Origin of the sequence: Lysobacter enzymogenes (genome assembly GCF_017355525.1) — a bacterium.
GTDB lineage: Bacteria > Pseudomonadota > Gammaproteobacteria > Xanthomonadales > Xanthomonadaceae > Lysobacter > Lysobacter enzymogenes_C.
In genome coordinates, this window is the sequence record NZ_CP067395.1 from 1932088 (window position 1) to 1958640 (window position 26553).

Annotated in this window: 27 protein-coding genes; 7 read left to right on the forward strand and 20 right to left on the reverse strand. The window is 65.1% G+C overall.

All coding sequences use genetic code 11. The features are described from left to right. Positions 1 to 2: 2 nt before the first annotated feature. From JHW38_RS07980 to JHW38_RS08050, 15 genes are all read right to left on the reverse strand, one after another. On the reverse strand, positions 3 to 467 hold the full coding sequence (locus JHW38_RS07980; protein WP_207525430.1) for a DnaT-like ssDNA-binding protein: 465 nt from the start codon (positions 465 to 467) through the stop codon (positions 3 to 5). Continuing rightward, the gene (locus JHW38_RS07985; RefSeq protein ID WP_207525431.1) at positions 467 to 1852 is read right to left on the reverse strand and encodes a DUF4055 domain-containing protein; all 1386 of its coding nucleotides are present in this window, start codon (positions 1850 to 1852) and stop codon (positions 467 to 469) included. The genes JHW38_RS07980 and JHW38_RS07985 overlap by 1 nt, the downstream gene beginning before the upstream one ends. Further along, positions 1849 to 2526 (reverse strand): hypothetical protein, encoded by a 678-nt coding sequence (locus JHW38_RS07990; protein WP_207525432.1) that lies wholly within the window; start codon positions 2524 to 2526, stop codon positions 1849 to 1851. The genes JHW38_RS07985 and JHW38_RS07990 overlap by 4 nt, the downstream gene beginning before the upstream one ends. Further along, complete coding sequence (locus JHW38_RS07995) at positions 2523 to 3347, reverse strand: terminase large subunit domain-containing protein (protein ID WP_207525433.1); 825 nt, start codon at positions 3345 to 3347, stop codon at positions 2523 to 2525. Before JHW38_RS07995 ends, JHW38_RS07990 begins: the two co-directional genes overlap by 4 nt. Continuing rightward, a complete protein-coding gene (locus JHW38_RS08000) occupies positions 3337 to 3915 on the reverse strand; it encodes a hypothetical protein (protein WP_207525434.1) in 579 nt (192 codons plus the stop codon). The genes JHW38_RS07995 and JHW38_RS08000 overlap by 11 nt, the downstream gene beginning before the upstream one ends. Continuing rightward, positions 3915 to 5933: a phage tail length tape measure family protein gene (locus tag JHW38_RS08005; protein WP_207525435.1), complete on the reverse strand. Its 2019-nt coding sequence runs from the start codon at positions 5931 to 5933 to the stop codon at positions 3915 to 3917. The genes JHW38_RS08000 and JHW38_RS08005 overlap by 1 nt, the downstream gene beginning before the upstream one ends. Then, positions 5926 to 6186 (reverse strand): DUF1799 domain-containing protein, encoded by a 261-nt coding sequence (locus JHW38_RS08010; protein WP_207525436.1) that lies wholly within the window; start codon positions 6184 to 6186, stop codon positions 5926 to 5928. Before JHW38_RS08010 ends, JHW38_RS08005 begins: the two co-directional genes overlap by 8 nt. A 53-nt stretch (positions 6187 to 6239) precedes the next feature. Then, positions 6240 to 6548: a phage tail assembly chaperone gene (locus tag JHW38_RS08015; RefSeq protein WP_207525437.1), complete on the reverse strand. Its 309-nt coding sequence runs from the start codon at positions 6546 to 6548 to the stop codon at positions 6240 to 6242. Between the two features lie 10 nt (positions 6549 to 6558). Beyond that, positions 6559 to 7005: a hypothetical protein gene (locus JHW38_RS08020; protein WP_207525438.1), complete on the reverse strand. Its 447-nt coding sequence runs from the start codon at positions 7003 to 7005 to the stop codon at positions 6559 to 6561. A 162-nt stretch (positions 7006 to 7167) separates the two neighbouring features. Continuing rightward, the gene (locus tag JHW38_RS08025) at positions 7168 to 8034 is read right to left on the reverse strand and encodes a hypothetical protein (protein ID WP_207525439.1); all 867 of its coding nucleotides are present in this window, start codon (positions 8032 to 8034) and stop codon (positions 7168 to 7170) included. 345 nt (positions 8035 to 8379) lie between these two features. After that, entirely contained in the window at positions 8380 to 10524 is a 2145-nt protein-coding gene (locus tag JHW38_RS08030; protein WP_207525440.1) for a bifunctional DNA primase/polymerase, read from the reverse strand. Then, positions 10521 to 10781 (reverse strand): hypothetical protein, encoded by a 261-nt coding sequence (locus tag JHW38_RS08035; protein WP_207525441.1) that lies wholly within the window; start codon positions 10779 to 10781, stop codon positions 10521 to 10523. The genes JHW38_RS08030 and JHW38_RS08035 overlap by 4 nt, the downstream gene beginning before the upstream one ends. Next, entirely contained in the window at positions 10778 to 11002 is a 225-nt protein-coding gene (locus JHW38_RS08040) for a hypothetical protein (protein ID WP_207525442.1), read from the reverse strand. Before JHW38_RS08040 ends, JHW38_RS08035 begins: the two co-directional genes overlap by 4 nt. Next, the gene (locus JHW38_RS08045) at positions 10999 to 11238 is read right to left on the reverse strand and encodes a hypothetical protein (RefSeq protein ID WP_207525443.1); all 240 of its coding nucleotides are present in this window, start codon (positions 11236 to 11238) and stop codon (positions 10999 to 11001) included. Before JHW38_RS08045 ends, JHW38_RS08040 begins: the two co-directional genes overlap by 4 nt. Beyond that, positions 11235 to 11489: a helix-turn-helix domain-containing protein gene (locus tag JHW38_RS08050; protein ID WP_207525444.1), complete on the reverse strand. Its 255-nt coding sequence runs from the start codon at positions 11487 to 11489 to the stop codon at positions 11235 to 11237. The genes JHW38_RS08045 and JHW38_RS08050 overlap by 4 nt, the downstream gene beginning before the upstream one ends. Positions 11490 to 11828: 339 nt before the next feature. Here JHW38_RS08050 and JHW38_RS08055 point away from each other — a divergent pair, with 339 nt between their 5' ends. Continuing rightward, positions 11829 to 12311: a hypothetical protein gene (locus JHW38_RS08055; protein WP_207525445.1), complete on the forward strand. Its 483-nt coding sequence runs from the start codon at positions 11829 to 11831 to the stop codon at positions 12309 to 12311. Positions 12312 to 12508: 197 nt separating this feature from the next. Here the strand turns inward: JHW38_RS08055 and JHW38_RS08060 are convergent, their stop codons facing one another. Together JHW38_RS08060 and JHW38_RS08065 are read right to left on the reverse strand one after the other, a co-directional pair. After that, positions 12509 to 12763 (reverse strand): hypothetical protein, encoded by a 255-nt coding sequence (locus JHW38_RS08060; protein ID WP_207525446.1) that lies wholly within the window; start codon positions 12761 to 12763, stop codon positions 12509 to 12511. A gap of 69 nt (positions 12764 to 12832) precedes the next feature. After that, complete coding sequence (locus tag JHW38_RS08065; RefSeq protein WP_207525447.1) at positions 12833 to 14293, reverse strand: tyrosine-type recombinase/integrase; 1461 nt, start codon at positions 14291 to 14293, stop codon at positions 12833 to 12835. A 21-nt stretch (positions 14294 to 14314) separates the two neighbouring features. Between JHW38_RS08065 and JHW38_RS08070 the strand changes: the two genes are divergently transcribed. The 3 genes from JHW38_RS08070 to JHW38_RS08080 are packed head-to-tail and all read left to right on the forward strand — an operon-like array spanning position 14315 to position 16538. Further along, a complete protein-coding gene (locus JHW38_RS08070) occupies positions 14315 to 14551 on the forward strand; it encodes a hypothetical protein (RefSeq protein WP_207525448.1) in 237 nt (78 codons plus the stop codon). Then, entirely contained in the window at positions 14548 to 15729 is a 1182-nt protein-coding gene (locus tag JHW38_RS08075; RefSeq protein ID WP_207525449.1) for a PQQ-dependent sugar dehydrogenase, read from the forward strand. Before JHW38_RS08070 ends, JHW38_RS08075 begins: the two co-directional genes overlap by 4 nt. A gap of 2 nt (positions 15730 to 15731) precedes the next feature. Next, positions 15732 to 16538 (forward strand): queuosine precursor transporter, encoded by an 807-nt coding sequence (locus tag JHW38_RS08080; protein WP_242691373.1) that lies wholly within the window; start codon positions 15732 to 15734, stop codon positions 16536 to 16538. A 57-nt stretch (positions 16539 to 16595) separates the two neighbouring features. Here JHW38_RS08080 and JHW38_RS08085 read toward each other — a convergent pair whose 3' ends face one another. Continuing rightward, the gene (locus tag JHW38_RS08085) at positions 16596 to 17972 is read right to left on the reverse strand and encodes a hypothetical protein (RefSeq protein ID WP_207525450.1); all 1377 of its coding nucleotides are present in this window, start codon (positions 17970 to 17972) and stop codon (positions 16596 to 16598) included. 69 nt (positions 17973 to 18041) lie between these two features. On the opposite strand from JHW38_RS08085, the gene JHW38_RS08090 reads away from it, so the two are divergent. The 3 genes from JHW38_RS08090 (at position 18042) to JHW38_RS08100 (ending at position 24047) form a co-directional block, all read left to right on the forward strand. Continuing rightward, positions 18042 to 19880, forward strand: a complete 1839-nt coding sequence (locus tag JHW38_RS08090; RefSeq protein WP_207525451.1) for a DUF885 domain-containing protein — start codon at positions 18042 to 18044, stop codon at positions 19878 to 19880. A gap of 759 nt (positions 19881 to 20639) precedes the next feature. After that, positions 20640 to 22349, forward strand: coding sequence for a FecR domain-containing protein (locus JHW38_RS08095; RefSeq protein ID WP_207525452.1), 1710 nt, complete (start codon positions 20640 to 20642; stop codon positions 22347 to 22349). A gap of 42 nt (positions 22350 to 22391) precedes the next feature. Further along, on the forward strand, positions 22392 to 24047 hold the full coding sequence (locus JHW38_RS08100; RefSeq protein ID WP_207525453.1) for a CHASE2 domain-containing protein: 1656 nt from the start codon (positions 22392 to 22394) through the stop codon (positions 24045 to 24047). A 39-nt stretch (positions 24048 to 24086) separates the two neighbouring features. Here the strand turns inward: JHW38_RS08100 and JHW38_RS08105 are convergent, their stop codons facing one another. Both JHW38_RS08105 and JHW38_RS08110 read right to left on the reverse strand, forming a co-directional pair. Further along, the gene (locus tag JHW38_RS08105; protein ID WP_207525454.1) at positions 24087 to 24401 is read right to left on the reverse strand and encodes a hypothetical protein; all 315 of its coding nucleotides are present in this window, start codon (positions 24399 to 24401) and stop codon (positions 24087 to 24089) included. Between the two features lie 465 nt (positions 24402 to 24866). Further along, positions 24867 to 26279 carry a PIN domain-containing protein gene (locus tag JHW38_RS08110; protein WP_207525455.1) on the reverse strand — a complete coding sequence of 471 codons (1413 nt, stop codon included), beginning with the start codon at positions 26277 to 26279 and terminating at the stop codon, positions 24867 to 24869. Positions 26280 to 26553 lie beyond the last annotated feature (274 nt).

Here is a 26553-nt window from a genome sequence, read left to right on the forward strand (position 1 = left end):
GATTAGGCCCTCACGACATCTAGCGAGTCGGCCGATCGAAGCAACGGACGAAGCATCTCGTTCACATACGCGTAGTACGTGCCTTGCCGTGCTCCATCTTGATACACCACCGTGATTGGGCCCACGGTCTCTTGCTTGACCTGTGCGGCCTGGTCCGGCAGTAGCGGGCCAGTCGACGCCTTGAGCGCCAGTTCGCAGCAGGCGCGGATGACCGGCTCAGGAACGCCGCCCCAGCCGACCCGCGGCCAACTCAGCGCCTGCTCCTCAGTCTTGCGCACGCTGCGCCACAGGAGGCCGAACACAGCCTCCATGTAGTCGGTCGCGTTCCGCAGCGCCGCGTCCTTGGCGTCCTCGCTCAGTTCGCCCCAGGCGTCGACCCCTCGCTTGGCGAAGTGCGAGCTCGCGGTGGCCGCGCTGGCATAGCTCTCGGCATCAGGCAGGCCGGTGCCATCTTCAACGATCAGCATCACGCGGCCTCGTCCAGGTTGAGCGGCGGGCCTTCTGACTCGATCTCCGCGGAGACTTGCTCCACGGTCTTGCCCTCATCGATGGCGCCCAGGCGCTGCAATACAGCGATCGCGTCGGACTTGGGCACGATCCCCGCCTGCCAGGCAGCGACCGTCTCGCGGATCGCATTAGCGTCCAGAGCCAGGTCGTTGAATCGCGTGTCAATCGAAAACGAGTCTTTTACCTCGCGCCCGATCCACGCAGACGCCCATCGCAGTGCTTTGGTGTAGGCGTCGCTCACGTTGTCGCAAGCGAGCGACAGCGGACTATAGGCGGCCTTCGTTTCAGACGCGCTCTGCGTGGCCGTTATGGCGGCTCGGGTGGGGGTGACAAGCCTCGCCCCCAGCGCCTGCATCTTTTCCTCTTTGTCCTTCATCGCCATCTGAGCCATCGTGTTCGGGGCGACCTGCAGCAGTTTCGCGTCCGCGCCGGAATCAAGCACGATCGCGCTGCGCGCGCCGAACTTGATCCCGCCCCCGTTCGCCTGCCGCCATTCCTCGGTTGCCCCAGTGATGACGAGCTGCGCCTGCCCATGTAGAAACGCGCTCTCCTCGAAGTCCGCTGAGTTTCGCCAGTGCGCCAGATTCAGGTCCGCCAAGTCCATCAGCGGCGGAAGATCCGGAAGGCTGTCGTTGTTGATGGCGCCAACGAACGCGAAGGGAATGAACGGGAGCTTTGTCGCAACTTCCAAGTCCAAAAGGAACTTGCCTTTGGGCGTGTGCTGCACCCATACGCGAATCACACAAGAGCCGTCGACCATCTCCAGCTCGCGAAGCTGGCTCAGCGGCTTGACCTCACCCCCCGAGCGCTCCTCCTTGCACTCCTGCAGAACAACCCTCTTCAGAGATGCCCCACTGTGTTCCCAGTCCAGGATCTGCTCTGCGGAATAGTTGATTATCCACGGGCGCGATCCAGCGGCACGCGCTGCGGCAATCGTCCTGGCCTCGCTGCGAAGCGCATTGCTGGCCGTGTAGTCGACCAGGATTCCTGCGCGCCCCGTTTGCAGCACGTCGGAAAGCGTTGTCTGTGACTGGTTTATGAGCCCAACGCCAGAGCCGTCAGCGTCGCCGAGCAGTTCTGCATCCGTCGTCTCGATTTTGGGCCACGTGGCGAACGCAATCCCAACCAGGCCGGATAGAGTGCGGCCGGTTGCGTTGTAGTACGTCGCGCGCTCCAGGTATCGCTTATAGCGCTTCCTGTCCTCCTCCGATTCGTCCGGGCTTGGCAGGTACGTCTCACCGCGCGCCTTCACCGCCTCCTGGCCCTCGCACGCGTCGCGTACGCGCTGCCAGAGCGGAGCAAACTTCAAGTACAGAGGGTGTTTGTAGTCGCTGATCTCGTTCATTTAACGAACTCCACGGGAATGCTAGTAGCAGGTGCCGGACGCAGGGCGCCGAACACCGCATAGGAGACGGAGAGCACGAGATCGTCGTTCTCGCCCTCGCGCGCGTTGAATGTCATGCGATGAGTGCCGGAGTTGACTGAGGCCCTGAAGTCCATCAGCTCCTTTTCAAACATCTTCGCCAGGTCAAGCCCGCTCGAATAGCAAAGTCGCCCCGACTGCATCTCGATCTGGACGTTATTGACCAGCTCGGCCTTGCCCACGCTCCAGCCATAGGGCTGCCGTGTGGCAGCCCCCTGGGCACCAGTAATCATGATTCCCTTGAGGCGCCGAAGCTTGGCCGTCTTGAGCATGTCGTAGGGTCCGCGGCCGACTCCGGTCAGATCGACGTACGTCTCGACTTCGCCAAGCAACGGTTGCCGCAGAAGCGACAAGATGATGTCTACTTGTTTCGGGTACAGCGTCCCCAATGGGATGCGCTCCAGGTGCACAAGATCGAGTCTAGTAGGAATCCGCTTAGCATCATCTATCGCTTGTTGGTGGAATGCGTGGTGCAGCTCCTTGAGCGCCGGCACAGCCCGAATCCGCTCGATGATCGAAATGGCAGTCCAGTCATTCACCTGGCCGATGTCGATCCCGGCGAAGAACCGCTTCTCGAAGTTGACAAAGTTGCTCACGCCGTCTCCAGACGCTTAAACAGAGGAATGATGTCGTCGCGCACGGCGCCCTTGATGACTTCGGTTGGGAAGAACTGTTGCTCGCCATCCAACCACTCAAGCAGCCACTCCTGGCGGTACTCAATCGGAGTCATCGCCAGCCGCTGGCGCTTGAGCTCCTTGCGCGTGAGCCTCGGCTTCTCGTAAGCGAGAATCTGATCGACTGTGACCATGTGGCGAAACCAGTCGAGCGGTTCGTCGTCATCGTCGTCGACGACAGCTTGACCATGCCATGCGTCATGGAACCAACCGGCTGCGCCATTAGGAGTGCTAGAGGCGATCAGGCGACCATTCGTCATGCTTAGCATGGGAGTCACCTTCTTAAGCGTCCCATCTTCAGTGAACGCTGCCTCATCAACGACGGCTAGCTTGGCTGAGTAGCCACGAATCGACTCGACTGTGGAGGGCAAAGCCAGAATGCGCGATTTGTTTTCCAGGGTTGCCTCATCGCCAACAATGTTGAACTCGGGAACGTCACCAAGCTCTCGTAGTGTGTTATGCATGTCGCAGGCTCGATCAAACACCTCGCGGGCCTGTTTCTGCTTCTCGCCAGCGAGAATCACAATATCTCCCGGCGTGAAGTACGCGCAGTGAAGCACCCTAGTAGCAATAGCGCGAGACTTCCCCTGCTGCCGCGGCCACAGGACCAGCTCGTTCTGCTCCTGGCTTTCGAGCAACCGCAACTGATGGGGGTCAGGTTCAAAGCCGGCATCTCGCATCATCTGCGCAGGGTCATGCCGCCAACTCTCGGCGATATAGGCGCGTGCTCGCTTACTGCTCACTTGCTACCTCGGCCGGCTTTGGCAGCGCAGCCGCCCGGAACTCTTGCGCCAGCATCTTGCGTGCACTCGCCACGTCCGGGGCCACAGACAGAACGCGATCCACGATCAGGAACAGCTCGCGGCCGTCCGCAATCACGAGGTTGTTGTTCGTCACCTGCTTGCGCCCGGGGTACATGGCGCCGAGCTTGGCCTGCTCCTCGTAGACTCTTTGCTGCGCCTGGCGCGCTCGAATTCCGCTCTGTAGGTCGCCCACTTTGTCGGCCCGAGCGGCAAGCTCCTGGAGCTCCAGCCGAAGCCGCTTGAGGCCTAGCACTGCCCCCTCGCCCTCCTGCCGCGTGATCTCCTCAATGTTGATCTCGATATTGTCAGGAATGCCGTGACGCAGGCGCGCGACCTGCTCCTGCTTCATGTGATTTTTGAGGTGGCGCTGTGCAGACGCGCGCTTGAGCCCGAAGCGGGCCGCAATCGTCTGCACGCCGCCGAGCCCCTGCGCGCTCGTGTTGTTCGCCAGGAGCTGCTCAATCACGTCGCGCTCAGGGTGGTTGCAGACCTTGCAGCGGCTTGCCATTAGCCGCTCCTCGCCATTCCGCGGCGAGCTTCGCGCCCGGCCTCACGCGCAAGCTGTTCACGTGTGCGACGATCAGGGGTGCCCTGTACGATGAATGTCTGCGTCAGATGCTGATTGACCCGCTTGGGCTGCGAGCTTTCAGGCGTACCGCCGGAACTCAGGCGGTCCAGGTATCCACGACCGAGCATTCGCGTCGTGTCCGCGTCAAGCACATACTCGCCCTTATGCACGATGCCAGCGGGCTCGTACTTGCCGCCGTCGCCGGTGTAGCCCCCGGAGGAGAAGCCAGGCAGGCTCCCGCCACCATCGCCACCGCTGAACAAGCCATCAACAAGGCGGTCAATCCACTTGTTGGCGATCCGCTGCAGTTGTCGTCTTGCCAGCGTGTCAAAGAACTCCTTGATGCCATCGGTAGCGGACTTAGCACCCGTAATGACATCCACGAACAGCTCGGAAAGATCGGCCTTGATGCGGTCGACCTCTTGCTTGCGCTCGTTTGCCTGCTCCAGGCTCACTGCCAGATTCGCGACGGCCTTGCGCTGTTCTTCAGTGGCGCCAGCCTCCAGGCGGCGCAGCGCAATCGCCTTCGCGCGCTCCTCGTTCGTCATCGTCAACAGGCTCAGCTCGAACTGCATATCGGTCACGAGCGAGGTGTTGAACTCCATCCGCTGCTTGGCTTCCTCCGCGGCCTTCTCGGCGGCAGCCTGGCGCTCGAAGAACAGGGAGCGGGCAGAGTCAGCCGCCTCTTCATCGATAAGGGCGTTGACCTGCATGATGTCTTGCAGTGCTTTCTCGGCCGCACTGAGTTCCTTGACCGCCGCCGCGCGCTTCTTGGGCTTCTCGTCATCGTCCGAGGCGGTGGCGGCTCCCTTGCCCCGAATCTGCCCCGACACGCCGCTGCGCACGTCGTCAAACAGGCGGGCAGACTCGCGCTGCGCCAGGATGCGATCGATGTCGCCGATCTCTTTTTTTAGATCAGCCGGATCATCGCCGAAGATTCCCGCAGCGCGGCCGAAGAACGTCGTCTGCTGGCGCTGGGCTCGGAACAGCCGAGTTTCCAGGTCAGTGCGGCGGTTCTTGAGGCTAATGTCGCCCTTGCGTTCATTCGATGCAAAGAACTCCGCCAGCGCAGACCCAGCCTCGCCCAGCTTGGCAATGAGCTGCACCGCGGCGTTGGCAATCGTAATCATGCCGTTTGCCGTCGCATCCACGCCCCGCTTGATGCCCGGGTCGTTCAGCGTGGCGGTAAGGCTCTCGATAGCCTCGCGGGTGCCGACCACGCCACCCTCGCCAGCGTCGCCTTCCAGCAGGTTGTCAAAGGCGTTCTTGAGGCCTTCGACAGCGCCACCCAGTGTGTCGCGCGCGGCTCGGGCGGCGCCGCCCATCTGGGTTTCGAGCTCCTTGAGCACGATTACCTGAGCCTCGGCAACGCGATTAGTGTCGACAAGCTTCTTGATCGTCTCTTTCTGGGATTCGGAGAACTGAACGCCAGCGCGCGAAAGTGCCGTGACACCAAGCACGGGGTCATTCAGCGCCTTGCCAACCTGGAGCGCGGCACTCTTGAGATCCGAGCCCAACGCCGTACTCATGTCGAGCACGGCCTCAGTAGCGCGCGGGAATACGTCGCTCCCGATCTTGGTGAACGTCAGCAGCAGGGCCTGCGCCTCGCCGATGGACTCGTCATCGAAGATGCTCACGTCCTGGAGCGCACCCGCCTGCTTGTTGAGCATTTCCAGTGTCAGACCGGCGACGCCCGCGGTCGACTTCAAGCGCGCCTCTAGCTGCGCCTGAACCTTCTCCGCGGCGATCGTGTTCTGCACATACTTGGCCGTCGCCGCGGAGAGCGCCGTGATGCCCAAAGCGATGCCGCCGCTCAGCCACTTAGCCGCCGACGCGCCGAGCGCGTGGACGCTACGCTCGGCTTTGCCAGCGTTGCTGTCGAGCTGATCTAGCTGGCGATTGGCCTCAACCACGCCTTGCGTGGCGACCTTGATTCCGAGTTGGGCGATATCACTCACGGCGCTCTCCAAACATCTTGATTACCTCTGCCTCCATGACTCGGATGCAGTCCAACACGTCTAATTCCTCGTCTTGCGGCACCTGCAGGATTTTCATCACTACAGGCAGTGATTCGTACTTCAGCCCCACAGGTCCCGCCGGCCCTACCTGCCACTGCGTCACCATGCGAATGAAGACGAGCGCGGCCAGTTCGTTGTCCGGCCAGACCTCGCACTCATCGTCGGGCAGGTCCTCCCACTCCAGGCCAAGCATTCGGAGTTCCGCGTCGGTGGGCTGCTCGGCGTAGATCGCCCGCGCGACGCGTTTCAGTTTCCCTTGCGCGCGCCCGATGCCTCGACGATGTATGTGTTGAAGATCGCAGCCCCAGCGCCCGGATACTCGTTGCACAGGCGCTCGACGTTCTCGGGCGTGAACGCGTCATCCAAGTCCCAGCCCAGCACGACCGCGCGCACCACTTCCTCGGTGGTCATCCCCTTGATGTCTTCGAGGAAGACTTGCAGCTCCTTACGGCCGCGGTGCTTGAACGTGCACTTGACCGGTGCTTCGCCGGCGGGGACGGGGATCTTGACGACCTGATCGAACGTCGGCGAAGGGTTGAGGCTCAGCTTTGCCATTGAATTGATCTCACTTGGGCAGCGTCTTGACTGCCTTGTCGATGTAGGACTGGAACTCGACGAGGGTGATTCGGACCATGCCCGCGGGGGCTTGCTGACTCCAACCTTCGTATTCCAGGCGACGGATGTAGGGGAGATTGCTCGTGATGTAGAACGGTTTATCGGCGCCCCATTGCCCCATCGCAGCCAGGCCGCGCAGGATGGTGGAATTGCCGTCCTTGTCGACTACGGTCGTAGTAGTCGCCGGCGTGTCGATGCCGAGCACCCAGGATCCGCGAGCGCGGCCGCCGACGTAGCCGGGCGGCGGCTTGCTCTTCCACCTCTCCGGCTTGCCGACCGGGGTTTTCATGACGACGCCGGTCAGCAGGTCAAGCGCCACCTTGCGCACGACCAGTTCGGGCGCGGCCTTGGCCTTCGCCACGAACCTCGAGATGTCGAGGGCGAAGGGGTTAGTCACCCGTTAGCCACTGGCACAACGTCAGCATCGCATCCAGCTCTCGGGGGGTTGGGCCCTTCACCTCAAGCGAAACCCCACCTTCGGGGGTGCGCATGAAAACAACCCGACCCCGCCTATCCGCAGACGCGGCTAGCGCTTCCAGGATGGCGTCGGTGTCGGCGCTCATGCCCCACTCCGCTTGTTCTCGCGCTCGATGAGGCCGCGCGCCTTCTTGAAGTCGATGAGCTGATTGGCATACTTGTCCAGCGCACCCAGTGCCTTGCCTGCGCGCTGCTTGCTCGCCTGTAGCGCTTCGATGCGCTTCACCCGCTCAGGGGCCAGGCGCTTGGCGAGCGCAGCGTGTGCGCGCTCGTGTTGCGAGGGCAGCAGGTTGGATAGGTAGGCCGGCGCAAGGGCGAGCGCCTGCAGGGTCGCGGTGTCCAGGTCCTGGCCCAGCAGCACTTTGGTCATCTCTGCGTTGCGCTTGTTGTCGGGCAGGGCTGCGAAGTGACTCCGGATCTCTGCCTGCATCGCGATATCGTAGGGGTCAGTGGGCCGCACCTCCTGGACGATCGCGGCTCGCTCCTGCGCGATCGACTCGTCAATGCGCTTGAACTCCTTACCCACCTCGACCGCGAACGATTCCAGCTTGGGCTCAACCACCTTCGCCAGCACCTTGAGGCGCCCGGCGTCGTTGAGGCTCGGGTCGTCGTCGTCGCGCACCTGCTTGATCGTGCCCAAGATGACAGTCATGTAGGCCAGCGCCTTGCCGTGGATGTCACGCATGACGGTTACGTCTGCATCCGCGGCCATCCCCTCTGGGTCCTCCCACTCGCCGAACTCAAGCATCTGCGCGTGCGGGGCGACGGCGCCCTCTTCCAGATTGAGCGGGACCAGCGTGCTGTCGCGAGTCGCGCGCACCGGTGCCGTAGAGCGCAGGAAGGACAGGCGGTCCACGGGGCCAGGCGCGGCTGAGTGAGCAATCGCCGCCCGCTGGATGGCGGGCGATGCACTTTCGTTACCAAAACCGGATTGACTGGGTTCGTTCATGGCAATTCCATTGAAACAGCTTGAATTTTAGGGTCAAGGAACAACCCCGCCGGAGATGTAGCATCTCGTCGCTTGCTGGAAATGAGCGAGCAAACGAGCGAGCACGAGCGCGCAAAGGCGTCCACTGACGCGAGCGGCTGAAGCGTCATCGAGCACCTACTTCCGCTTGGGCATTTGGGCAATTTGGGCATTTGGGCAATACACACCCCCGCGCCGAATCCCCTACCTGTATGTGGGTGTGTGGAAATGCCCAAGTAACTCTCATTTGAGAGAGATAAACCCTGTTTTTATGCTTGATGACCGCTTGGGCAGTGTCTGCCCAATTGGTGCCCAAATCGCCCCAAATCATGCGGCCTCCTGCTCATGAATGAGCGAGACAAGGCGACCGCCATCCTTCCGGGCCACGCCTTCTGAGTGAAGCGCGCTGAGCACCGCTGACCGCTCAGAGACAGACAGTTTTCCGTACTGCCTGGAATCCTTATGCAGGTGCGATATGTAGATGAAGGGCTTGCGCTGCATCAGCGCCCGAATCTGTTCGACCGCGCGCCCCGTGCTGTGCATACCACTCAGTGCGCCATCGAATCCGATCAGCGCCGCAGCGCGGTGGTACAGGCCCTCGCGAATGGCGAAGGCTGTGGCAAGGTCGCGCACGTCGATGGTCGTCCGCCCCTCACTCAGTGCGATCAGGCCGGCAATCTTGAGTGCCTGCTCTGTTAGCCGCTTCGCCAGCCGCGGATCCCTGTGCGCCAGCACCTCGATAACAGCCGAGTCGTGCTGGTCGTGGTACTCCTCGGACTCCGGGCTGAGGTCAATGATCGTCTCGCCCAAAGCGGTCACCCAGGCGATTAGCTCCATGACACGAGCGGGAGGGGTGAACAGCCCAGGCTTAATACCATACTGCTTCTGGATCCGGTCAGGCTCGGCCACGAGAATCACAAATCGGTTCAAGGCGCCGCTGTCGGCTTGGCTGGCGTTGATCGACTCCAGCAGTCGCTCCGCGGTCGACGTCGCGAACACGAGCATTCGCGGGTTCTCGACAGGCGTGTATGGATGCTCCCGGCTGGCGATGTGCGGCACGGCGAGCGTGCTGTAGGCCTTCGTGTAGGCCTGCATGGCGTGGCCTAGGGCCTGCTGCTTGTGGCTGTCGTTGGCGGAGTGGGCAAGCCACTCGGCGAACTCATCGGCCAGGAACGTCTGTGCTCGATTCGTTTCAAACAGGCGGTGAAGGCCCTGCTGTGACGCGGGTGCGCTGAACTGCACCTCTGGCAGCCCGCTGGGCCACAGGTTGCCGGCGTTGGTTGGTCGGTAGTCTGGTAGCGCCTTGGCGATTTTCTCGATCGGCTTGCGCAGCGCCTCCTTGCCGAATCCGGTCGGCGCCAGCAGCAAGAACTGCTCATTGAGCCCAAGGCCGTCACGGCTTGCCACACCAACGTGCGCCATAGCGAAGTGCGCCAGCGTCGCCAGGCACGCGAAGCCAGCGGCTGCAGGACTCGGGTGCGACATGAAGCTCAACACCCAGCGCTGCATCTCCCCCAGGCCATGCGGAAGGTTCAGGAGTTCATCGGGGAGTGGCGGGAGGATGGTTCCGCCATGCTGCTCAACCTTGGCGGCCTTCCTGGCGTCGCTTGCTGCCTTGAGTTGCTGGAAGTTGGAAATCGGTGCGATTCCGCGATCCATCGGGGCAACTTGGTTCAAGGCGGTTAGCACTTCTTGCTGTGTGCAGCCAGCGAAGCAATGGAACAAGGCACGTCCGTCGCTGGACTCGTCAACGCTAAGGCTTGTTCCGCTCTCGCCGCCGTGATGCGGGCAATGAGATCGAAAGCCATCGCCGCAGCGGTACGGCTTGAGGCCTGCAGATTGCAGGCGGTGGTATGCGTCCATGACCTCAGCGCTGTCTCCGGGGCCAGTGGCGCCCCGCTCGGCACGCTGCTTCGGCGATTCCTGATGTTTGCGCCAAAGCTCAAGCAGAGCCGCAGGAAGTTCGGGAAGCTCGCGCCAATCACCATGCCATTCGTAAGGCTTTTTCGTTTCGGGGTGGATCGATGGCGGCAACACGTCTTGCAGGCTCTTTGTGCCGCACTTGGTTGCGCACCGGAGCTCAATCCACTTCTTGCCACCGGTCGGGGCGGAGATCGGAACATGGGGAAGGCTTAGCGGGTCGACGCCAGGAGGAACGCGGTACAGCAGCTTTGCCCTGCCATTGCGCCCACTCTTGATCTGTACGGCGTCGTCAGCCGACAGAAGCGCATCTAGGAGGACGCCCGCGCGCCCGAGCCAGTCCCGAGCCTCGACAAAATCATCAATGTCGATCGCGCAAGTTCCGGACCAAGCGTGAAGGAGCCCGATGTTCTTGGCAGGATCAATCTCAGAGGCGTCGCAGATTGCGTTGCCGCGCTCGTTCCATGCTTCGATGTTCCCCTGGCCCTTCGACCCCCTGGCGAATTGGCACAGCGCCCAACCGTGTTCGATGTAATCGGCGGACTCACTCACGCTCGCCCCACAATGCCGGCCTGTTCGGCTTCAAATGCTTTCTTGCACGCGCGCAGCGACAGGTAGGTGCTGTGCGGGATGATCCCGCGCAACTCTCGGTATTCAGCGAGAGGCGCCCAGAGCATATTTCGGCTAGGCAGCCGGAGCATGAAGTGCCCTGTCAGCAATCCACGCGCATCAACAGGCGCAACCACCTTCCAAGCCTCTTCCCCGCGATGGATCTCGTCCAGATCAGCAAACGTCGGAAGGCGGCTCAAGCAGGGAGTCCTTTGATTGCGCGTTCGATGCGCCCTCGCAATTCACATGCCGCGAGCTGATCGGCATCGCTCCAAGTGGGCATATTGAAATCAAGCTGACGAAGGGCGCACTCCAGGATCAGGCGACCTTCGCTGAACTTCGCAAGTCCGTCGACCGCGGCAAGGATCGGCTTGAGCGCCTCGAATGAGACCTTTGCGGGTCGTTTCTCGCGCCTGCTCATGCGGCCTCCTGAGTAATGCCAGCCCACTTTTTCAGGTCGCCCAGGCGGTAGCGGATGCCGTAGCCGGTGGGAAGCACGATCCACGGCGGTCCCGCGTTCGCGCATCGCATCTTCCGCATGTGCGCGACGCTGTAGCCGGTGAAAACCGCAGCTTCCGCGGTGTTGAGCATCCGGTCAGGGTGGTCGTTTAGCCATGCGGGAATCACCTTCCCGCCTTTCGCGATCGCGCGCCTCATGCGGCCTTACTCTGCATATCGTTGAGCACGGCGGAGAGCGGGGAGCAGTGCGCCTGACGCGTGGCTTTCTCATGCCGCTCGACGAACTCCTTGCACGCGCGCTCGGTGATGTATGTGCGGCCACCGATGCGAGTTGCTTCCAGGGTTCCAGCGTTGATGTGCTCGTAAACGGTGGACTTGGCCATTTTCAGGCGGTACTTGGCCGCCTCAGCCACGGTGTGAACCAGCGGGGGTAGGTCTTGAACCTGCATGGGGATTCCTCGAAACGCGAGAAGACACACGCGCGGTTAGCAACCGCGCAAGGAATTCGGGTTCAGAGTTCGGATTCGGGTTCTGGATTCAGATTCGATGGCCCGAGACTGCTCGGGCGGGTTCCGCCTTGCGGAGACCTACTTCGCCTTGCGAAGCAAGCAGATACAGCTATCCACTCTGGTTCAGAGTGACACGCTGGCGCGGGGAGTCAAGACCACCCCGACAATCGCGGCCCGGTCGTCCGATGCAGTCCGGCAGGACGCGGCCGCCGGCCACACTTACGCCCCAAAAGCGGGTGATTCCGGGTAATATTTCCGCACTAGACCGAGACCCAAGCCATGAAAAGGATCGTCCTGGCTGTATCTATCGCCGTCGCTCCGCTCTCCGCCCTGGCCGCTCAGGCGCCCCAGGTGACAATCGAGGGGGCTAAGACCGAGGACGCGCGATTTGAGGTCGCGCAGCGCTGCACGTCCACCGGCGGCGTGATCGAGGAGAACACCCCGCATCAGCTCATCTGCAGCAAACCGCTCGGAGACAGCGCTAGGGCAGAGTTGGTGCGCCTGCTCGCGGCCTCGCCAAGCTCGACCGACCCGCACATGAAACTGCGCTACAGCTTCGCGGAGAGCGGCGGGCGGGTGCTGATCTCCGCGGATGCCTACCTGGAGAGCCAGGCCGCAGGCGGCCGAGTAGACCGCACGCCGCTGACCAACGACAAGCTCATGGCACAGGGCCAGCAGGTGCTTGACGGGATCAAGGCGAAGCTGGAGCGGCGCGCAGCAGCGCCAGCAAAAGAAAGGGCCGGCTTGCGCCGGCCCAACTAGCTACGTCAACAGGTCTTTCCAAGCTCGTTGCCATCGATACGCGGTCGCTAGACTCATTCCGAAGCTTGACTGCAGCGTCTGCACAGACGGAACCTCGTTGGGCCACCACCTGGCCATCCTGAGCGCGACGTCAATCTTGCGAGACGGGCCGGGCTGGGTGCGATAGTCCTGCTGTCTGCGCTTAGGCTTGGACGCGCTCATGCGCGCCTCCCCGCATCAGCCCACGGCGCTTCCTGCGTGACCTTATCGACCCGCTGATAGGCCTCGATTCCCTGAATCATCTCAGAGGCAAGTTGGCACCCCAGCAGCGACAGCCAATCGGCGTCTTCGGGGTTCAGTCCACCAGCGCCCTCACCGCCCGTTGCAGCCCACAGAGCGCGGGTCATGTGGGCGAGCTCCATGACCCTGTTCAGGGTCGGGCGGGGCGTTTCTGTGGATACTTGTGTGGTCATGATCGTCTCCTAGATAGACGGTTATGGAAGTCGTCGGCCAGGCGGCTGCAACCGCCTGAGCCGGCGCATTTACCCGGCTTTCCTCCGGGGTTTCTGGGGCTTGCTGGCTTCCTCTGCAAAGGAATCCACCATGCCGGCTAGCTCTCTCTTGCGCTCCTCGAACAGGTGCGCATAACGATTGCTGGTTTGGGCTTGGCTGTGGCCCAACTGCTTGCTCACGTCGAACAGCGTGCCGCCACTGCTCACGATCACGCTTGCATTTGTATGGCGAAGATCGTGGATGCGAACGTCAGGCAAGCCAAGCTCAGCGCGGATGCGCGTCCAGAGCTCATGCACGTCTTGCACATGACCGCCCTCTTCGCCTTTGAGCTTCCGACCGCTCTGCATGGCGTCCAGACGGTATTTGCCGGGAAAGGCGAAGATCGGATCAGCGTGCGCCGCGCGCAGAGTGGTCAAACTAGCGATCGCGCGCTTAGCCAGCGCAATGCCGTGCTCTTTCCCGCCTTTGACCTTGGGCTTGAGCCACCAGCCAGAATCAAGGTCGACATCGCTCCAGCGCATCGAGTAAACCTCACCCTTACGGCTGCCCGTCAGTAAAGCCACCCGCAGCGCCTCACAGCTCACCAACTGCCGGACTTGGGGTTTGTCCAGCCGCACGGTCCGCGTAGCGGCGTAGCGTGAGCCGCGGCGCGCCACATAGGGGTGTTCGTCCAGCGCCGCCATGACGGCGACCCACTCTTGGCGGCTCAGGTATCGCGCCTTGGGCTTCTCGGGCTCAAGCACGTCTGCGCGATCGATCTGCTTCGCCGCGTTCTCGGCCACTATCTTGCGCTTGACCGCCCAAGTCAGAAATGCCGACAAGTGAGCAATCGCGTGGCGCGCTGCCGAAGGCCCGCCGATCACCGCCCCCTTAATCTTGCGCCGCTTTCCGACCTCGCGCGCAAGTGTCTCAACATCGTGTGACGTAAGGCTGGACATGTACCGCTGAGAAAAACGCGGCAACACATGCAGGTCAAAACTCTGCTCAATCTTCTCCCGCGAACTATCCGCCATCGGCTTCGCGCGCGTTTTGCAGTAGTCCAGATACTCCCGATAGGCCGCGCTCAGCAGCACAGCACCGCGGGACGCAGAGACCTGTTCGGCGGCTTTGACCCGGGCCTCTAGGGCCGGATTGCCGCCGCGGTCTAGTTCGGATCGGATCTCGACCGCAAGCTTTCGCGCTTGCGCAGCCGTAACGCCCCGCTGCGAGCCTGCGACTTTGCCCCCAAGCCCCTCGCGCCACCGGCCAATTTTCACCGAGTACCACTTGCCAGCGCGGCGATACCGCAGGCGAAACGTGCGCGTCCCCTTGTAGGTGACCTGGCAGCAGAAGCCATCAACCTCGTCGTCGAGATAGACTCGGTTGCCCTGCTCTTTCGGCGGCACTGGCAGGCTGCGCACGCTGGCTTGATCCAGGTGGACCGCTTTTGAACCGGGGGTGCTACGTGCTGCCGGGGGCGCTGAATCTGGCATCGTTTTGGTATCGATCACGGGGCTACAAGTTGCTTGCCAATGACCAAAGAAGCTACAACACAGATTCCGGCGGCGCAAGGCGCCGAACCCTTGAAAACAGGTGCTTTTATGCCCGTTCGTCAGGAAAATAGGCAGTTTCATGGTATCGCCGACGAACGGCGCTGGACGAATTTCATCATCTCCGGCGGCGCGGTGTCGCCGTCGACGATTCCATTCTCCGTGCCCGCGGCCGCCGCCCCCGCCGCGGCCGCTCCCGACAAGGACGCCCCGCCATGAACCGACGTTCCGCGTTTTCGCTGTGCCTCGCCGCCGCCCTGTCGCTGCCGTTCGCGGCCGCCGCCGCGGCGGCGCTGACGCCGCATCCGGTCAAGCTCGACGACGGCCGCAGCTTCGACCTGCAACTGCCCGCGGACCTGGAGATCGTGCCGGTCGCGCAAGGCCTCAAGCGCGTGCGCTTCTTCGCCCGCAGCCCCGACGGCCGGCTGTTCGTCACCGACCTGCACGACCTCAGCGACAACAAGCTCGGCCGCGTGTACGCGCTCGACGGCTGGGACGAGAAGACCGAGCGCTACACCAAGGTCTCGGTATACCTGGACAAGCAGCGCAATCCCAACAGCGTCGCCTTCCACACCGACGCCGGCGGCCAGCAGTGGCTGTACGTGGCCAACACCGACAAGCTGCTGCGCTATCGCTACCGCAACGGCGACCTCAAGCCCTCGTCGGAACCCGAAACGCTGGCGACCTTCCCCGACTACGGCCTGAGCTACAAGTACGGCGGCTGGCATCTGACCCGCAGCCTCGCGTTCGGCGGCGGCAAGCTCTACGTCGCGGTCGGCAGCAGCTGCAACGCCTGCGTCGAGAAGGAAGAAGTGCGCGCGGCGATCCTGCAGATGAATCCCGACGGCAGCGGCCAGCGCACCTACGCGCGCGGCCTGCGCAACGCAGTCGGGCTGCTGTACCGCGACGGCAAGCTGTTCGCGACCAACCAGGGCTCCGACCACCTCGGCGACGACAAGCCCGACGAGACCATGTTCGTCGTCCGCGACGGTGCCGATTACGGCTGGCCGTACTGCTATTTCAGCCGCGGCAAGGTCTTCGCCGATCCGAAGTTCCCGCGCAAGGAAGGCTGCGCGGCGGTGCCGAAGACGTTCGCCTATTTCCCCTCGCACGCTTCGGCGCTCGGGCTGACCTTCTTCCCCGCCAGCGACAAAGGCCAGCTGCGCGACGAGTTCGCGGTGGCGCTGCACGGTTCCAGCAAGCTCAAGCTCGGCCACGGCTACCGCATCGTCCGGGTCGGCGCCGACGGCAGCGCGCGCGGCGATCTGGTCGGCGGCTTCGTCCAGGGCGGCAAGGCGGTCGGCCGGCCCTGCGACGTGCTCGCGCTGGGCCGCGACAGCTTCCTGTTCACCGACGACAAGTCGGGCGTGATCTACAAAGTGAGGCCGAAGCGGTGAGCATCAGCGAAACCAGCATCCCCTTCGTCGGCGGCGAAGGCACGCGCACCTTGCAGGACCGCTCGCTGCGGTTGTTCATCGTGCTGTCTTCGTTCTTCTGCGTGAACGCGGCGCTGGCCGAGTTCATCGGGGTCAAGATCTTCGCCCTGGAAGACACGCTGGGCATCGCGCCGCTGCAATGGAATCTGTTCGGCCAGTCGGGCTCGCTGAACTTCACCGCCGGCACCTTGCTGTGGCCGATCGTGTTCCTGCTGACCGACGTCATCAACGAATTCTTCGGCCGCCGCGGCGTGCGCTTCATCTCGTGGCTGGCGGCGATGTTGATCGCCTACGGTTTTCTGTTCGCGTTCGCCGCGATCGCGCTGGCGCCGGCGGGCTGGTGGGTCAAGGCCGCGCAGGCGCAGGGCGTGCCGGACTATCAGGCCGCGTTCGCGGCGATCTTCGGCCAGGGCATGTGGAGCATCGGCGGTTCGCTGGTGGCGTTCATGCTCGGCCAGCTGATCGACGTGGCGGTGTTCCACCGCATCCGCAGCTTCACCGGCGAGAAACACATCTGGCTGCGCGCGACCGGCTCGACCGCGGTGTCGCAGCTGGTCGACAGTTTCGTGGTGCTGTACATCGCCTTCGTGCTCGGGCCGCAGCACTGGCCGATTCCGCAGTTCCTGGCGATCAGCACGGTCAACTACGGCTACAAGATGCTGGCCGCGTTCGCGATGATTCCGCTGATCTATCTGCTGCGGGTGTGGATCCACGGCTATCTGGGGCATGCGCGCGCCCAGCAGTTGCGCGACGAGGCGGCGGCGGACTGAACCGCATCCGGGCAAGGTCGGCGCCGCCCGATCGCGGGCGGCGCAACGCGCAGGCGGTCAGTAGTCGCGGGTCTGGTCGAACCACTGCATCGCCTGTTCTTCGCCGACGCCGAGCGCGGCGACGTGGGCCAGCTGGCTGAACTGCCACACCGCCTCGCCGATATCCTCGCGCTCGCTCGTTTCGATCCCCTTGGCGCGGTTGAAGCGCTCGGCGAACGCGACGATGGCGGCCTGGGCCGCCTGCGCATCGCGCGCTTGTTCGAGCGCGGCCAAGGCGACGTCGTAGGCGGCGTTCGCCGCTTTCGCCGCGCTCCCGCGCCACGCCGCGAACGGCCGGCCGTATTCGCGCTGCCACCACTCGGGTTTGCGCAGTTGGCTGACCGAGGCGAACTCCTCCCACGCGCGGACTTTCCCGCGCGCTTTCATCTGCGCCTTCAGCGATTTCCCGACGGCTTCGTCGATGTTGTAGGCGATGAACCGGTCGAGCTTGGGCCAAACAGCGAGCGGCGGCAGTTCCGGCAGCTCGGGAGCGAAGCGGATTTCCAGGTTCTCCAGATTCGGCAGCTTCGCCAGTTCCGCCCAATCGGCGAAGCCGCCCCACAGCGACAGGCTTTCCAGCGCTGAGAACCGCTCGATCCCTTTGAGCGAGATCGGCTGTCCCATCGGATTGCCGTGCAGCGACAAGGTCGACACGGACTGGAGCAAGCCGAGTTCGGGCAACGCATAAGCCGCGTCGCCGCGCCGGCGGGAAAGCGCCGGCAGCAGCGAGAGCGAACGCGGTACGTCGCCTGCGGCGGTGAAACGCGAAAGATCGCCGTACAGGCCCAGGCTGCATTGGCCGGGCAAGTTCAGCGTGAGATGGCCGGACAGGTCGCCGAGCCGGATTTGCAATGCGCTGATGTTCGCGGCGCCGGCGTCGATGCTGCGCGCATCGGCGAACGCCGGCGCCCAGGCGAACTGCTCGATCTCGCGGCGCTGCGACCAGGCGAAGAATCCGCTGTCGTTGCCGTAGTAATCGATGTAGCGCGGCCACGGCGAACCGGCGGGCGTGGCGAACGGCTCGAACGCGGACCAATGGATCGCCTCGTCGGCCGCGACATGCAGGTCGGCCTTCTTGCCCATGCGCGCGGGGCCGATCACCAGATTGCCGCGCCCGGCCTCCCTGCTCAGCAGATGGCTGCGCGGCCCGGTCAGGCCGAGCCAAGAGCGGCCCCAGTCGCTGACCGAACCGGTCGGCAGGTCGGATACATCGATCGGCTCGGACACGCGCTGCTCCTTGTGGTTTTCGCAATCGGCTCCAGCCGACGCCGGCCGCCGCGTTCGGATCGGCCTTCGCGGATTCTTCGCCGATCCACCGCGCTTGTCACGCCCGACGGGCGCACGGCCGCGATCCGCACAAACGCGCCCGGCCCGCGGGCGCGCCGTCGTCGCCATGACCTTCGGCTCATGCCCCGCCCGCCCCCCACGCGCGAGCCTGCCGGTCCATCTGTCCGGATCGACCTCATGACCGCCTCCTCGCCCCGCGCCCTCGCGCGCCCGGCTGCGACCCTGCTCGCCGCCGCGCTGGCCCTCGCCCTGCCCGCCTTCGCGTTCGCCGCGCCCGCCGCTGCGCCCGCGCCGCCGCCGGGCGTGACCGTGCAGACCAAGGCCGACAAGCTGACCCGCCTGTACGAGCAGTACTGGGAAGAAAACCTCAAGCTCAACCCGCTGCTCGCGACCTTCCAGGGCGATGCGCGCTACAACGATCAATTGCCGCTGCTCGGCAGCGCGCACTACCGCCAGCAGCGCCGCGAGTTCTATCAGCGCTGGCTCAAGACGGTCGAATCGGTCGGCGTGCAGGGCCTGTCCGCGCAGGATCTGCTGAGCTACGAAATCTTCGTGCGCAACGCGCGCCTGGAGCTGGAAGCCGACCGCTTCCCCGACTGGCAGCAGCCGCTGAACCAGTTCTACAACTTCGCCTCCACCGTCGCCCAGCTCGGCTCCGGCGCCGGCGCGCAGCCGTTCAAGACGGTCGCCGACTACGACAACTGGCTCAAGCGCGCGGCCAAGGTGCCGGCGGTGTTCGACCAGTACATCGCCAACAGCCGCGAAGGGGTCAAGCGCGGCGTGGTCCAGCCCAAGGCGCTGATGGTCAAGGTGGTGTCGCAGCTCGATGCGCTGATCAAGGACTCGCCCGAGGCGACCTTGTTCTGGTCGCCGGTCAACAAGTTCCCGGCCGGTTTCTCCGACGCCGACAAGCAGCGCCTCACCGAAGCCTACCGGCGCGCGATCGGTAGCGAACTGCTGCCGGCGTACGCGCGCCTGCGCGACTACGTGCGCGACGACTACCTGCCCAAGGCGCGCGACAGCGCCGGCCTCGGCGCGCTGCCGGGAGGCGGCGAGTGGTATGCGTTCAACGCGCGCCGCTCGACCAGCACCGCGATGACGCCGGCGCAGATCCACCAGATCGGCCTGGACGAAGTCGCGCGCATCCATGCGGAGATGGACAAGACCATCGCCGCGCTCAAGTTCGGCGGCAACCGCCAGGCGTTCTTCAAGTTCCTGCAGACCGACCCGCGTTTCGTGTTCAAAGACGAGCCGGCGCTGCTGGCGCATTACCGCGGCCTGGAAGCGAAGATCAACAAACGCATTCCCGAACAGTTCTCGCTGACGCCGAAGGCGCCGTTCGAGATCCGCCCGGTCGAAGCCTTCCGCGCGCAGTCCGCCGCCGGCGGCTCGTACATGCGCCCGAGCGAGGACGGCACCCGGCCGGGCATCTTCTACGTCAACACCTACGACCTGCCGACGCGCAAGACCTGGGACGCGGAAGACCTGTACCTGCACGAAGCGATCCCGGGCCATCACTTCCAGCTGGCGCTGCAACAGGAACTCACCGGCCTGCCGAAGTTCCGCCGTTTCGGCGGCGAGACCGCGTTCACCGAAGGCTGGGGCCTGTACGCCGAATCGCTCGGCAAGGACCTGGGCGTGTACGAGAGCCCGTACGACTACTTCGGCTATCTGCAGAACGAGCTGTGGCGCGCGATCCGCCTGGTGGTCGACACCGGCCTGCACAGCAAGGGCTGGAGCCGCGAACAGGTGATCGAGTACATGCTGGCCAATTCGGCCGAAAGCGAAACCCAGTCCACCGCCGAGGCCGAACGCTACATGGCCATTCCCGGCCAGGCGCTGGCGTACAAGATCGGCGAGCTCAAGATCATGGAACTGCGCAAGCGCGCGCAGACCGCGCTGGGGCCGCGTTTCGACGTGCGCGAGTTCCATGCGGAGATGCTCAAGGACGGTGCGGTGCCGCTCGAAATTCTGGAGCGCAAGATCGATCGGTGGATCGCGTCGAAGAAGAACTGAAAAGCCGCATCCGACAGCCGCTGCGCCATCACCTGCCGTCATGCCCGCGAACGCGGGCATCCAGGGCTCCATCGCGACCACGCTCTGAAGCCTCTGGATCCCCGCCTTCGCGGGGATGACGGCTGGAAGGATCCGCGCAAGCCGCGAAGGATCCGCGCAAGCCGCGTTCGACGGCTGAAAACATTCTCGCAAGCCGCATCCAACAGCCGCCGCGCCGCCCCCTACCGTCATGCCCGCGAAGGCGGGCATCCAGGGCTCCATCGCGACCACGCTCTGAAGTCTCTGGATCCCCGCGTTCGCGGGAATGACGCCTGGAAGGATCCGCGCAAGCCGCATTCGACGGCTGGAAGCATCCTCGCAAACCGCATCCAACAGCGGCCGCGCCGCCACCTACCGTCATGCCCGCGAACGCGGGCATCCAGGGCTCCATCGCGACCACGCCCTGAAGTCTCCGGATCCCCGCCTGCGCCGGGACGACGGCCTGCAGGATTCGCGCACCCAGGAACTCCACCGCCCCGCCCACTGGCGCTAGGATCGGCGCCAGGCACGAAAACAGCGCCGGCCCCGCGCAGCCTCGCGACCGCGCGCCGGAGCGGAACCGGACCGGCCCCAACAACCGCCCATCCCACCCGATCCACCGTTGCCTAGGCCCGAAAGCAGAAAAAATGTGACTGAAGACGCATAATTGGCGGTTGCTGTGCCCCTTGCCTGCCGGCCGCGCGGCCGGTGTCCGCCGTCTTTCTCAGCCACGGATTACGGATGTCCCCCATCGCAGCCCCCGTAGCGCCCGCGTTCTCCACCGCCGTGCCGGCGGTGCGCCGGCGTTCGCCCCCGCAGCGCTTCGCCCTGCTCCTGTTCGCCGCGCTGCTGGCGCTGGCGGGCGTGTGCGCGCCGGCCTGCGCGCAGGACTGGAGCTACCGCGTCCGCCCCGGCGACACCTTGTGGGAACTCGGCGCCAAGCACCTCAAGGCCGGCATCGACTGGCGCCGCCTGCAGGAGCACAACGGCATCGCCGACCCTTACCACCTGCCGCCGGGCACGCGCATGCGCTTCCCGATCGGCTGGCTGCGGATCGAACCGGCGCAGGCGCGGGTCGTCGCGGTGCGCGGCGCGGTCAACTGGCTGCGCTCGGACAAATCGCCGGCGCAACTGGTCAGCGCCGGGCTGCGCCTGGGCATCGGCGCGCGCCTGGAAACCGGGCCCGAGGCCAGCGCCACCCTCGAATTCGCCGACGGCTCGCGCATGACCGTGCAGGACAACAGCGCGGTGCTGCTCGACGAACTCAGCAGCTACGGCGCCACCGGCATGGTCGACACGCGCATGCGCCTGCAGCGCGGACGCGCCAGCAACCGGGTCATTCCGGCCAAGGGGCCGGCCTCGCGCTACATCATCGAAACTCCGTCGGCGACCTCCAGCGTGCGCGGCACCCGCTTCCGCGTCAGCGCCGGCGGCGACGAGGCGATGGACGCGACCGAAGTGCTGGAAGGCAAGGTCCAGGTCGGCGCGCAACGCGGCCAGGTGCTGGTGACGCCGGGGTACGGCACCGTCGCCGGCCGCGGCGGCGCGCCGGCCGCGCCGATCGCGTTGCTGCCGGCGCCGCAGTTCGACGCCGCCGCTTCGCGCATGGACGAATTGCCCGCGCGCGCCGCGTGGAGCGCGGTACCCGGCGCCAGCGGCTACCGCATCGAAGTGGTGCGCGACGACGCGCCGGAAGAACTGCTGTTCGAACGCGCCACGGCCGACACCCAGGTGCGCATCGACGACCTGCCGCCGGGCCGCCAGCGCCTGCTGGTGCGCGCAGTCGCCGGCAACGGCCTCGGCGGCCACGACCTGGTCCAGGCATTCACCGTCGACGCCGGCCCGGCGCCGCCGCTGACCCTGGCCCCGCTCGACGGCCAGACCCTGCACCTGCCCAAGCCGCGCTTCGCCTGGGCCAAGGTCGAAGGCGCCGCCGCCAGCCGCGTGCAGATCGCCCGCGACGCCGGCTTCGCCGCGCCGCTGGCCGACGAAACCGTGCGCGGCCTGCGCTGGCGTCCCGAGCGCGACCTGCCGCCCGGCGACTACTTCTGGCGCGTCGCCTCGCGCGACGGCGACGGCCGGCTCGGCCGCTTCGGCAACGCCTTGCCGTTCCAGATCAGCGATGCGCCGGTCGATCCCGGCCTGGAACCGCCGCAGGCCGCGCAGGGCAAACTGACCCTGCGCTGGCAGCGCGGCGAGCCCGGCCAGAAATACCGCGTGCAGATTTCGCGCAAGTCCGATTTCTCCAAGCTGCTGCTGGAGCGCGAGGTGGATGAACCGCAGATCGAACTCGACCGCCCCGGCGGCGGCACCTGGCACGTGCGCGTGCAGGCCATCGAAGACGACGGTTACGCCGCGCCGTACGGGCCGACCCAGGAAATCCGCCTGCCGTGCCGGCTGTGCTATGCCGCCGGCGGCGCCGGCGCCTTGCTGTTGCTGCTGGCGCTGTAAGCCGAGCGCACCGATGAGGCCGCAGCCGATGAGCGCGAACGCATGAAGCCCGGCGCGCCGGGCCAATGGTTGCGCATCGGCGCGGCGCTCGGCGCGGCGGCGCTGGCCGCGCTGCTGACGGTCAGCGGCGCGACCTGGCGCTTCGACGATTTCGTCTACGACCTGCACCTGTCGCACTGGGGCTATCCGCCCGAGGGCGATGTGGTGGTGGTCGCCATCGACGACCGCAGCCTCAACGAACTCGGCCAGTGGCCGTGGCCGCGCGACATCCACGCGCAGATGCTCGACCGGCTCGGCTACGCCGGCGTGCGCGGCGTGGCCCTGGACCTGGTGCTGGCCGAGCCCGACCGCGAGGACGCCGAGCACGACCGCGCCCTGGCCGCGTCGATGCGCCGGCTCGGCCGCGTCGCCCTGCCGGTGGTGACCGCGCCGCTGCGCCAGAACGCGCCGCCGGTGGAAGTGCTGCCGACGCCGGTGATCGCGACCGCCGCCTCGACCCTGGGCCACACCGACATCGAACTCGATGCCGAAGGCACCGCGCGCGGCCTCTACCTCAAGGCCGGCCTCGGCGACGCGCGCTGGCCGGCGCTGGCGCTGGCGCTGATCGGCCTGGAACCGGGCGCCGCGCCCGCGCCGCTGCCGGGCCTGCGCCGCCCCGCGTCCGAACGCGGCTCGCCGTACCAGTGGACGCGCGACCATTACGTGCGCATCCGCTACGCCGGCCCGCCCGACACCTTCAGCCAAGTCTCCTACGCCGACGTGCTCAGCGGCCAGGTGCCGGCCGAACTGCTGCGCGACCGCTGGGTGGTGATCGGAGTGACCGCGACCGGGCTGGCGCCGCGCTACCTCACCCCGATGTCGGAAGACATGCGCATGCACGGCGCCGAGTACCAGGCCAACGTGCTGGAGATGCTGCTGCACCGGCGCGCGATCGTGCCGCTGGCGCCGTTGTGGCAGGGCCTGCTGGCCGCGGCGATGCTGCTGGCGGTGGTGCTGGCGATGATCCACCCGCGTTGGCAGCGCCCGGGCCTGATCGCCGGCGGCGCCGCGTTGCTGACGATCGCCGGCAGCGTCGCGCTGCTGCGCCTGACCGACCTGTGGTTCCCGCCGGCCGGCACCATCGCCACCATCGGCCTGGCCTACCTAGCGTGGCTGATCGGCCACCTGCGCCACTGGCGCCACCAGGCCAACGTCGACACCCTGACCCAGCTCGGCAACCGCCGCCGCTTCGACCACGTGCTGCAACGCGAACTCGCCAGCGCCCGCCGCACCCGCGCTCCGCTGTCGCTGGCGCTGATCGACGTCGACCACTTCAAGGCCTACAACGACGCCCACGGCCACCGCGCCGGCGACAAGCTGCTGCAGAAGATCGCCGCGGTGATCGCCGCCCACGCGCGCCGCCCGCGCGACCTGCCGGCGCGCTTCGGCGGCGACGAATTCGCGCTGATCCTGCCCGACACCCACGTCGAAGGCGCCGCCCGCGTCGCCGACGCGATCCTCGCCGACATGCGCAAGCTCGACGCGCGCTACGGCCCGCGCGAGGACCAGCGCGTGAGCCTGAGCGTGGGCTTGTACACCTGCGCGCCGAGCCCGCATACGCATGTGCGCACGCTGTTCGACGGCGCGGATGCGGCGTTGTACCGGGCCAAGGAGAACGGGCGCGACCGGCGCGAGTCGGCGCGGCTGGGCGACGTTTGAGGCGAGTGTTCGTCGAACCAGCGGGCACCGCTGGCCGGCCTAGGCTGCGATATGCATTCGCTGCCTGCGCGACGGGTCGAACGAAATCTTTTCCAGCGCGACCGCTTCATACCGGCTGCGGTCCGCGCCGCGCGGGATGGCGATGCGCTGTTCGAACTGCCGCAAGGCTTCCTGCGCGTCGCCGCCGACGCACGCCATGATGAAATGATCGCTGTATTCGTCGGTCGCGTCGTCGAACGCGTCGTCGAAGATCCAGTGCTCGCCATGCGCGTCGCGTGCGAGTATGTAGCGGGGGAAATCGTAGAAACCCCAATAGATCGCGATGTCGAGCCAGCCTTCGATTCGGTTGTTCATTGCCTGGATCGCCGGTTTGCGGTTGTGTGAGGATGCGCCGGTTCGACTCGGTGCGCACGCATTATCCGGCTACTGCACGGGATCGGCCGGGTTCGTCCGACCGCTGCCGGAGCCGCGAACCTTCCAAGCCGTCGTCCCCGCGAAGACGGGGATCCAGGGCTTCATCGCGGTATGGCTCTGAAGTCTCTGGATCCCCGCCTTCGCGGGGATGACGTTCTGGGGGAACGCCGCGACGAAACCCAGGATCTCCGCCTGCGCCGGGACGAGGTTTCGGGAGAGCGCCGCGACGCAACCCGAGTCCGCAGCCCGCCTCGCCCGCCGAACCCCACGCAAAAGAAAACCTCGTGTCCCACTTGTGTGTTGGTGAGGACGAGCGGGCGTCGCGTCAGCATTTACCGCTGTTAACTACCCAGCAGTTCTGAGGAAATGCGTTCAGCGTGAGCCAAGTAGGCCACTGGACGGCTGTTAAAGCTCGACCCCAAGTTCGTCTTTAAGGATTTCCGCGATGGCCCCTTCGCTGTCGCCAGGCTCGACCTCGATCTCCACCCGCCAAGTTCGGCTCTGAGCCTCGGGCAGGTTTTTAGCGGAGTAGCGGACTTCCAAGCTTCCGGTCGTGGAGCCCTCGACCTCGGGAGCAGCTCTCAACAGCAGGCCCAGGACTTCGTGCCCAATGCCATGGCGAAACTCTCCGCACTCACCCTCCAGTCGGATGCTGGAAAGCTGTGGCCTATCCCACCACCAATCGAAGTGCCGCCCAGGTCGTCCGATCAGCCGTGGACGATCCTCAGGCTCGTCCGAGCCATGGCTAAAAACTGGCTCGGAAGGCTCAACTGCACCGTCCTCGAGAGAACTACCGAAAACGACGGTGGGTGGCGGTGGACGGCTGGGGAAGCCGCCGCTCGGATCCTTGCGTTCGTCCTCCCACAAATCCGGATCCACCAGTCGCAGCCCGCCGTGGGCGAACACCTCGACCACGAGATGGTCAGCGCTAACGGTGCCCGGATTTTTCAGCGTCAGATGGACCTCATAGGGGTCATGTGCCTTGTTCCAAGCACTCGGACAGACTTTGAGGTAGTGACGGAGCGCAACCAACCAGTCCTTGCGTAAGCGGTTATACGTGTCAGCCTGCCTAAGATGGAACTCCCTAGCGCCCATATGAGTTCGGCCTCTTTTCTCTGGGTAATCCAGCGCCACCGCTCGGATCGCGCGGTCCAAGAAGTCCTTCGAAATCGGCGGATACAAGGTGATCGTCACAGGGACGGTCTTCTCAAGCAGCACCCCCTCATCGGCCAGTTCCAGGGTGACCTGGGGTTGGGCGTTTTCGAGCGCCTTGATCTTTTCCCGCAAGGCTTTGTTCTCTTTCTCGGCCTCGTCGGTTTCAGGATCCAGCAGCCATTCGTCGGGCAGCAAGTGGCATTTCAGACCGACCGCCCGGGCGTAACTAATCGGACCGGTGTCGTGGCTCATCAGCGCAAGCTCACCGCCGTATAGCTCCTTCGAGCACGCCATGGCTTCCGCCACGATCCGACAATCGGCCTTCGTCGGATCCAATAACTCGTGCCGCTGACGCTCCGCGCTAAGCACTGGCGCTAGCCGGTAGGACACCCGGGGATTGGCCTTGCGAACCACGACCTCGTCTCCAGGCGCGGTTCCCGACACCAGTGGCCGAAGCTGCGACAGGATCTTGCGCGCCCGCTTGACCCGGCGCCCGTTGCCTCCGCCCTTGTGATGATCCAGCTCGCTGGCGACTGCGATCAGGACGACCAACTCGACCTCATCGACCGCCTCGCCGGTCAAGTCGCCCCACGGGACCTCCTCAGCGGCCTTGAACTGCAGAAAGAAGTTCGTGTCGGGGGCGTAGCGGCGCTTGATCGTCATGGCGCTCATCATGCAAACCGAGGCAGATCCACGGCAAGACGAACGAACAAGCCGTCGGAGGCCCCTAGGTACCCCGGACGTTGCCGGCGTGTTGGCCGCATTTCGGCCGGATGTTGCAGCGCAGCTCGGACGCGTCCTAAAAACTAAGGATTTCTTAGAAGTGCGACGGGGTCGGCCTAGCTGGCAGGCCAGGCAGCCGTTAGACCTGGGCCCTCTCTCCCCAGAGCAGGCCTCGCATGGACCGTACACCCCCCAAGCCCCCGCATCAGACCCT

What these genes read in the sequence shown, in the direction of transcription:
- JHW38_RS07980 (WP_207525430.1), bottom strand. Translation starts at nt 467, where the DNA reads ATGCTGATCGTTGAAGATGGCACCGGCCTGCCTGATGCCGAGAGCTAT.
- JHW38_RS07985 (WP_207525431.1), bottom strand. Translation starts at nt 1,852, where the DNA reads ATGAACGAGATCAGCGACTACAAACACCCTCTGTACTTGAAGTTTGCT.
- JHW38_RS08000 (WP_207525434.1), bottom strand. Translation starts at nt 3,915, where the DNA reads ATGGCAAGCCGCTGCAAGGTCTGCAACCACCCTGAGCGCGACGTGATT.
- JHW38_RS08010 (WP_207525436.1), bottom strand. Translation starts at nt 6,186, where the DNA reads ATGCTTGGCCTGGAGTGGGAGGACCTGCCCGACGATGAGTGCGAGGTC.
- JHW38_RS08015 (WP_207525437.1), bottom strand. Translation starts at nt 6,548, where the DNA reads ATGGCAAAGCTGAGCCTCAACCCTTCGCCGACGTTCGATCAGGTCGTC.
- JHW38_RS08025 (WP_207525439.1), bottom strand. Translation starts at nt 8,034, where the DNA reads ATGAACGAACCCAGTCAATCCGGTTTTGGTAACGAAAGTGCATCGCCC.
- JHW38_RS08040 (WP_207525442.1), bottom strand. Translation starts at nt 11,002, where the DNA reads ATGAGCAGGCGCGAGAAACGACCCGCAAAGGTCTCATTCGAGGCGCTC.
- JHW38_RS08045 (WP_207525443.1), bottom strand. Translation starts at nt 11,238, where the DNA reads ATGAGGCGCGCGATCGCGAAAGGCGGGAAGGTGATTCCCGCATGGCTA.
- JHW38_RS08050 (WP_207525444.1), bottom strand. Translation starts at nt 11,489, where the DNA reads ATGCAGGTTCAAGACCTACCCCCGCTGGTTCACACCGTGGCTGAGGCG.
- JHW38_RS08055 (WP_207525445.1), top strand. Translation starts at nt 11,829, where the DNA reads ATGAAAAGGATCGTCCTGGCTGTATCTATCGCCGTCGCTCCGCTCTCC.
- JHW38_RS08060 (WP_207525446.1), bottom strand. Translation starts at nt 12,763, where the DNA reads ATGACCACACAAGTATCCACAGAAACGCCCCGCCCGACCCTGAACAGG.
- JHW38_RS08070 (WP_207525448.1), top strand. Translation starts at nt 14,315, where the DNA reads ATGACCAAAGAAGCTACAACACAGATTCCGGCGGCGCAAGGCGCCGAA.
- JHW38_RS08075 (WP_207525449.1), top strand. Translation starts at nt 14,548, where the DNA reads ATGAACCGACGTTCCGCGTTTTCGCTGTGCCTCGCCGCCGCCCTGTCG.
- JHW38_RS08085 (WP_207525450.1), bottom strand. Translation starts at nt 17,972, where the DNA reads ATGGCGACGACGGCGCGCCCGCGGGCCGGGCGCGTTTGTGCGGATCGC.
- JHW38_RS08090 (WP_207525451.1), top strand. Translation starts at nt 18,042, where the DNA reads ATGACCGCCTCCTCGCCCCGCGCCCTCGCGCGCCCGGCTGCGACCCTG.
- JHW38_RS08095 (WP_207525452.1), top strand. Translation starts at nt 20,640, where the DNA reads ATGTCCCCCATCGCAGCCCCCGTAGCGCCCGCGTTCTCCACCGCCGTG.
- JHW38_RS08100 (WP_207525453.1), top strand. Translation starts at nt 22,392, where the DNA reads ATGAAGCCCGGCGCGCCGGGCCAATGGTTGCGCATCGGCGCGGCGCTC.
- JHW38_RS08105 (WP_207525454.1), bottom strand. Translation starts at nt 24,401, where the DNA reads ATGAACAACCGAATCGAAGGCTGGCTCGACATCGCGATCTATTGGGGT.
- JHW38_RS08110 (WP_207525455.1), bottom strand. Translation starts at nt 26,279, where the DNA reads ATGACGATCAAGCGCCGCTACGCCCCCGACACGAACTTCTTTCTGCAG.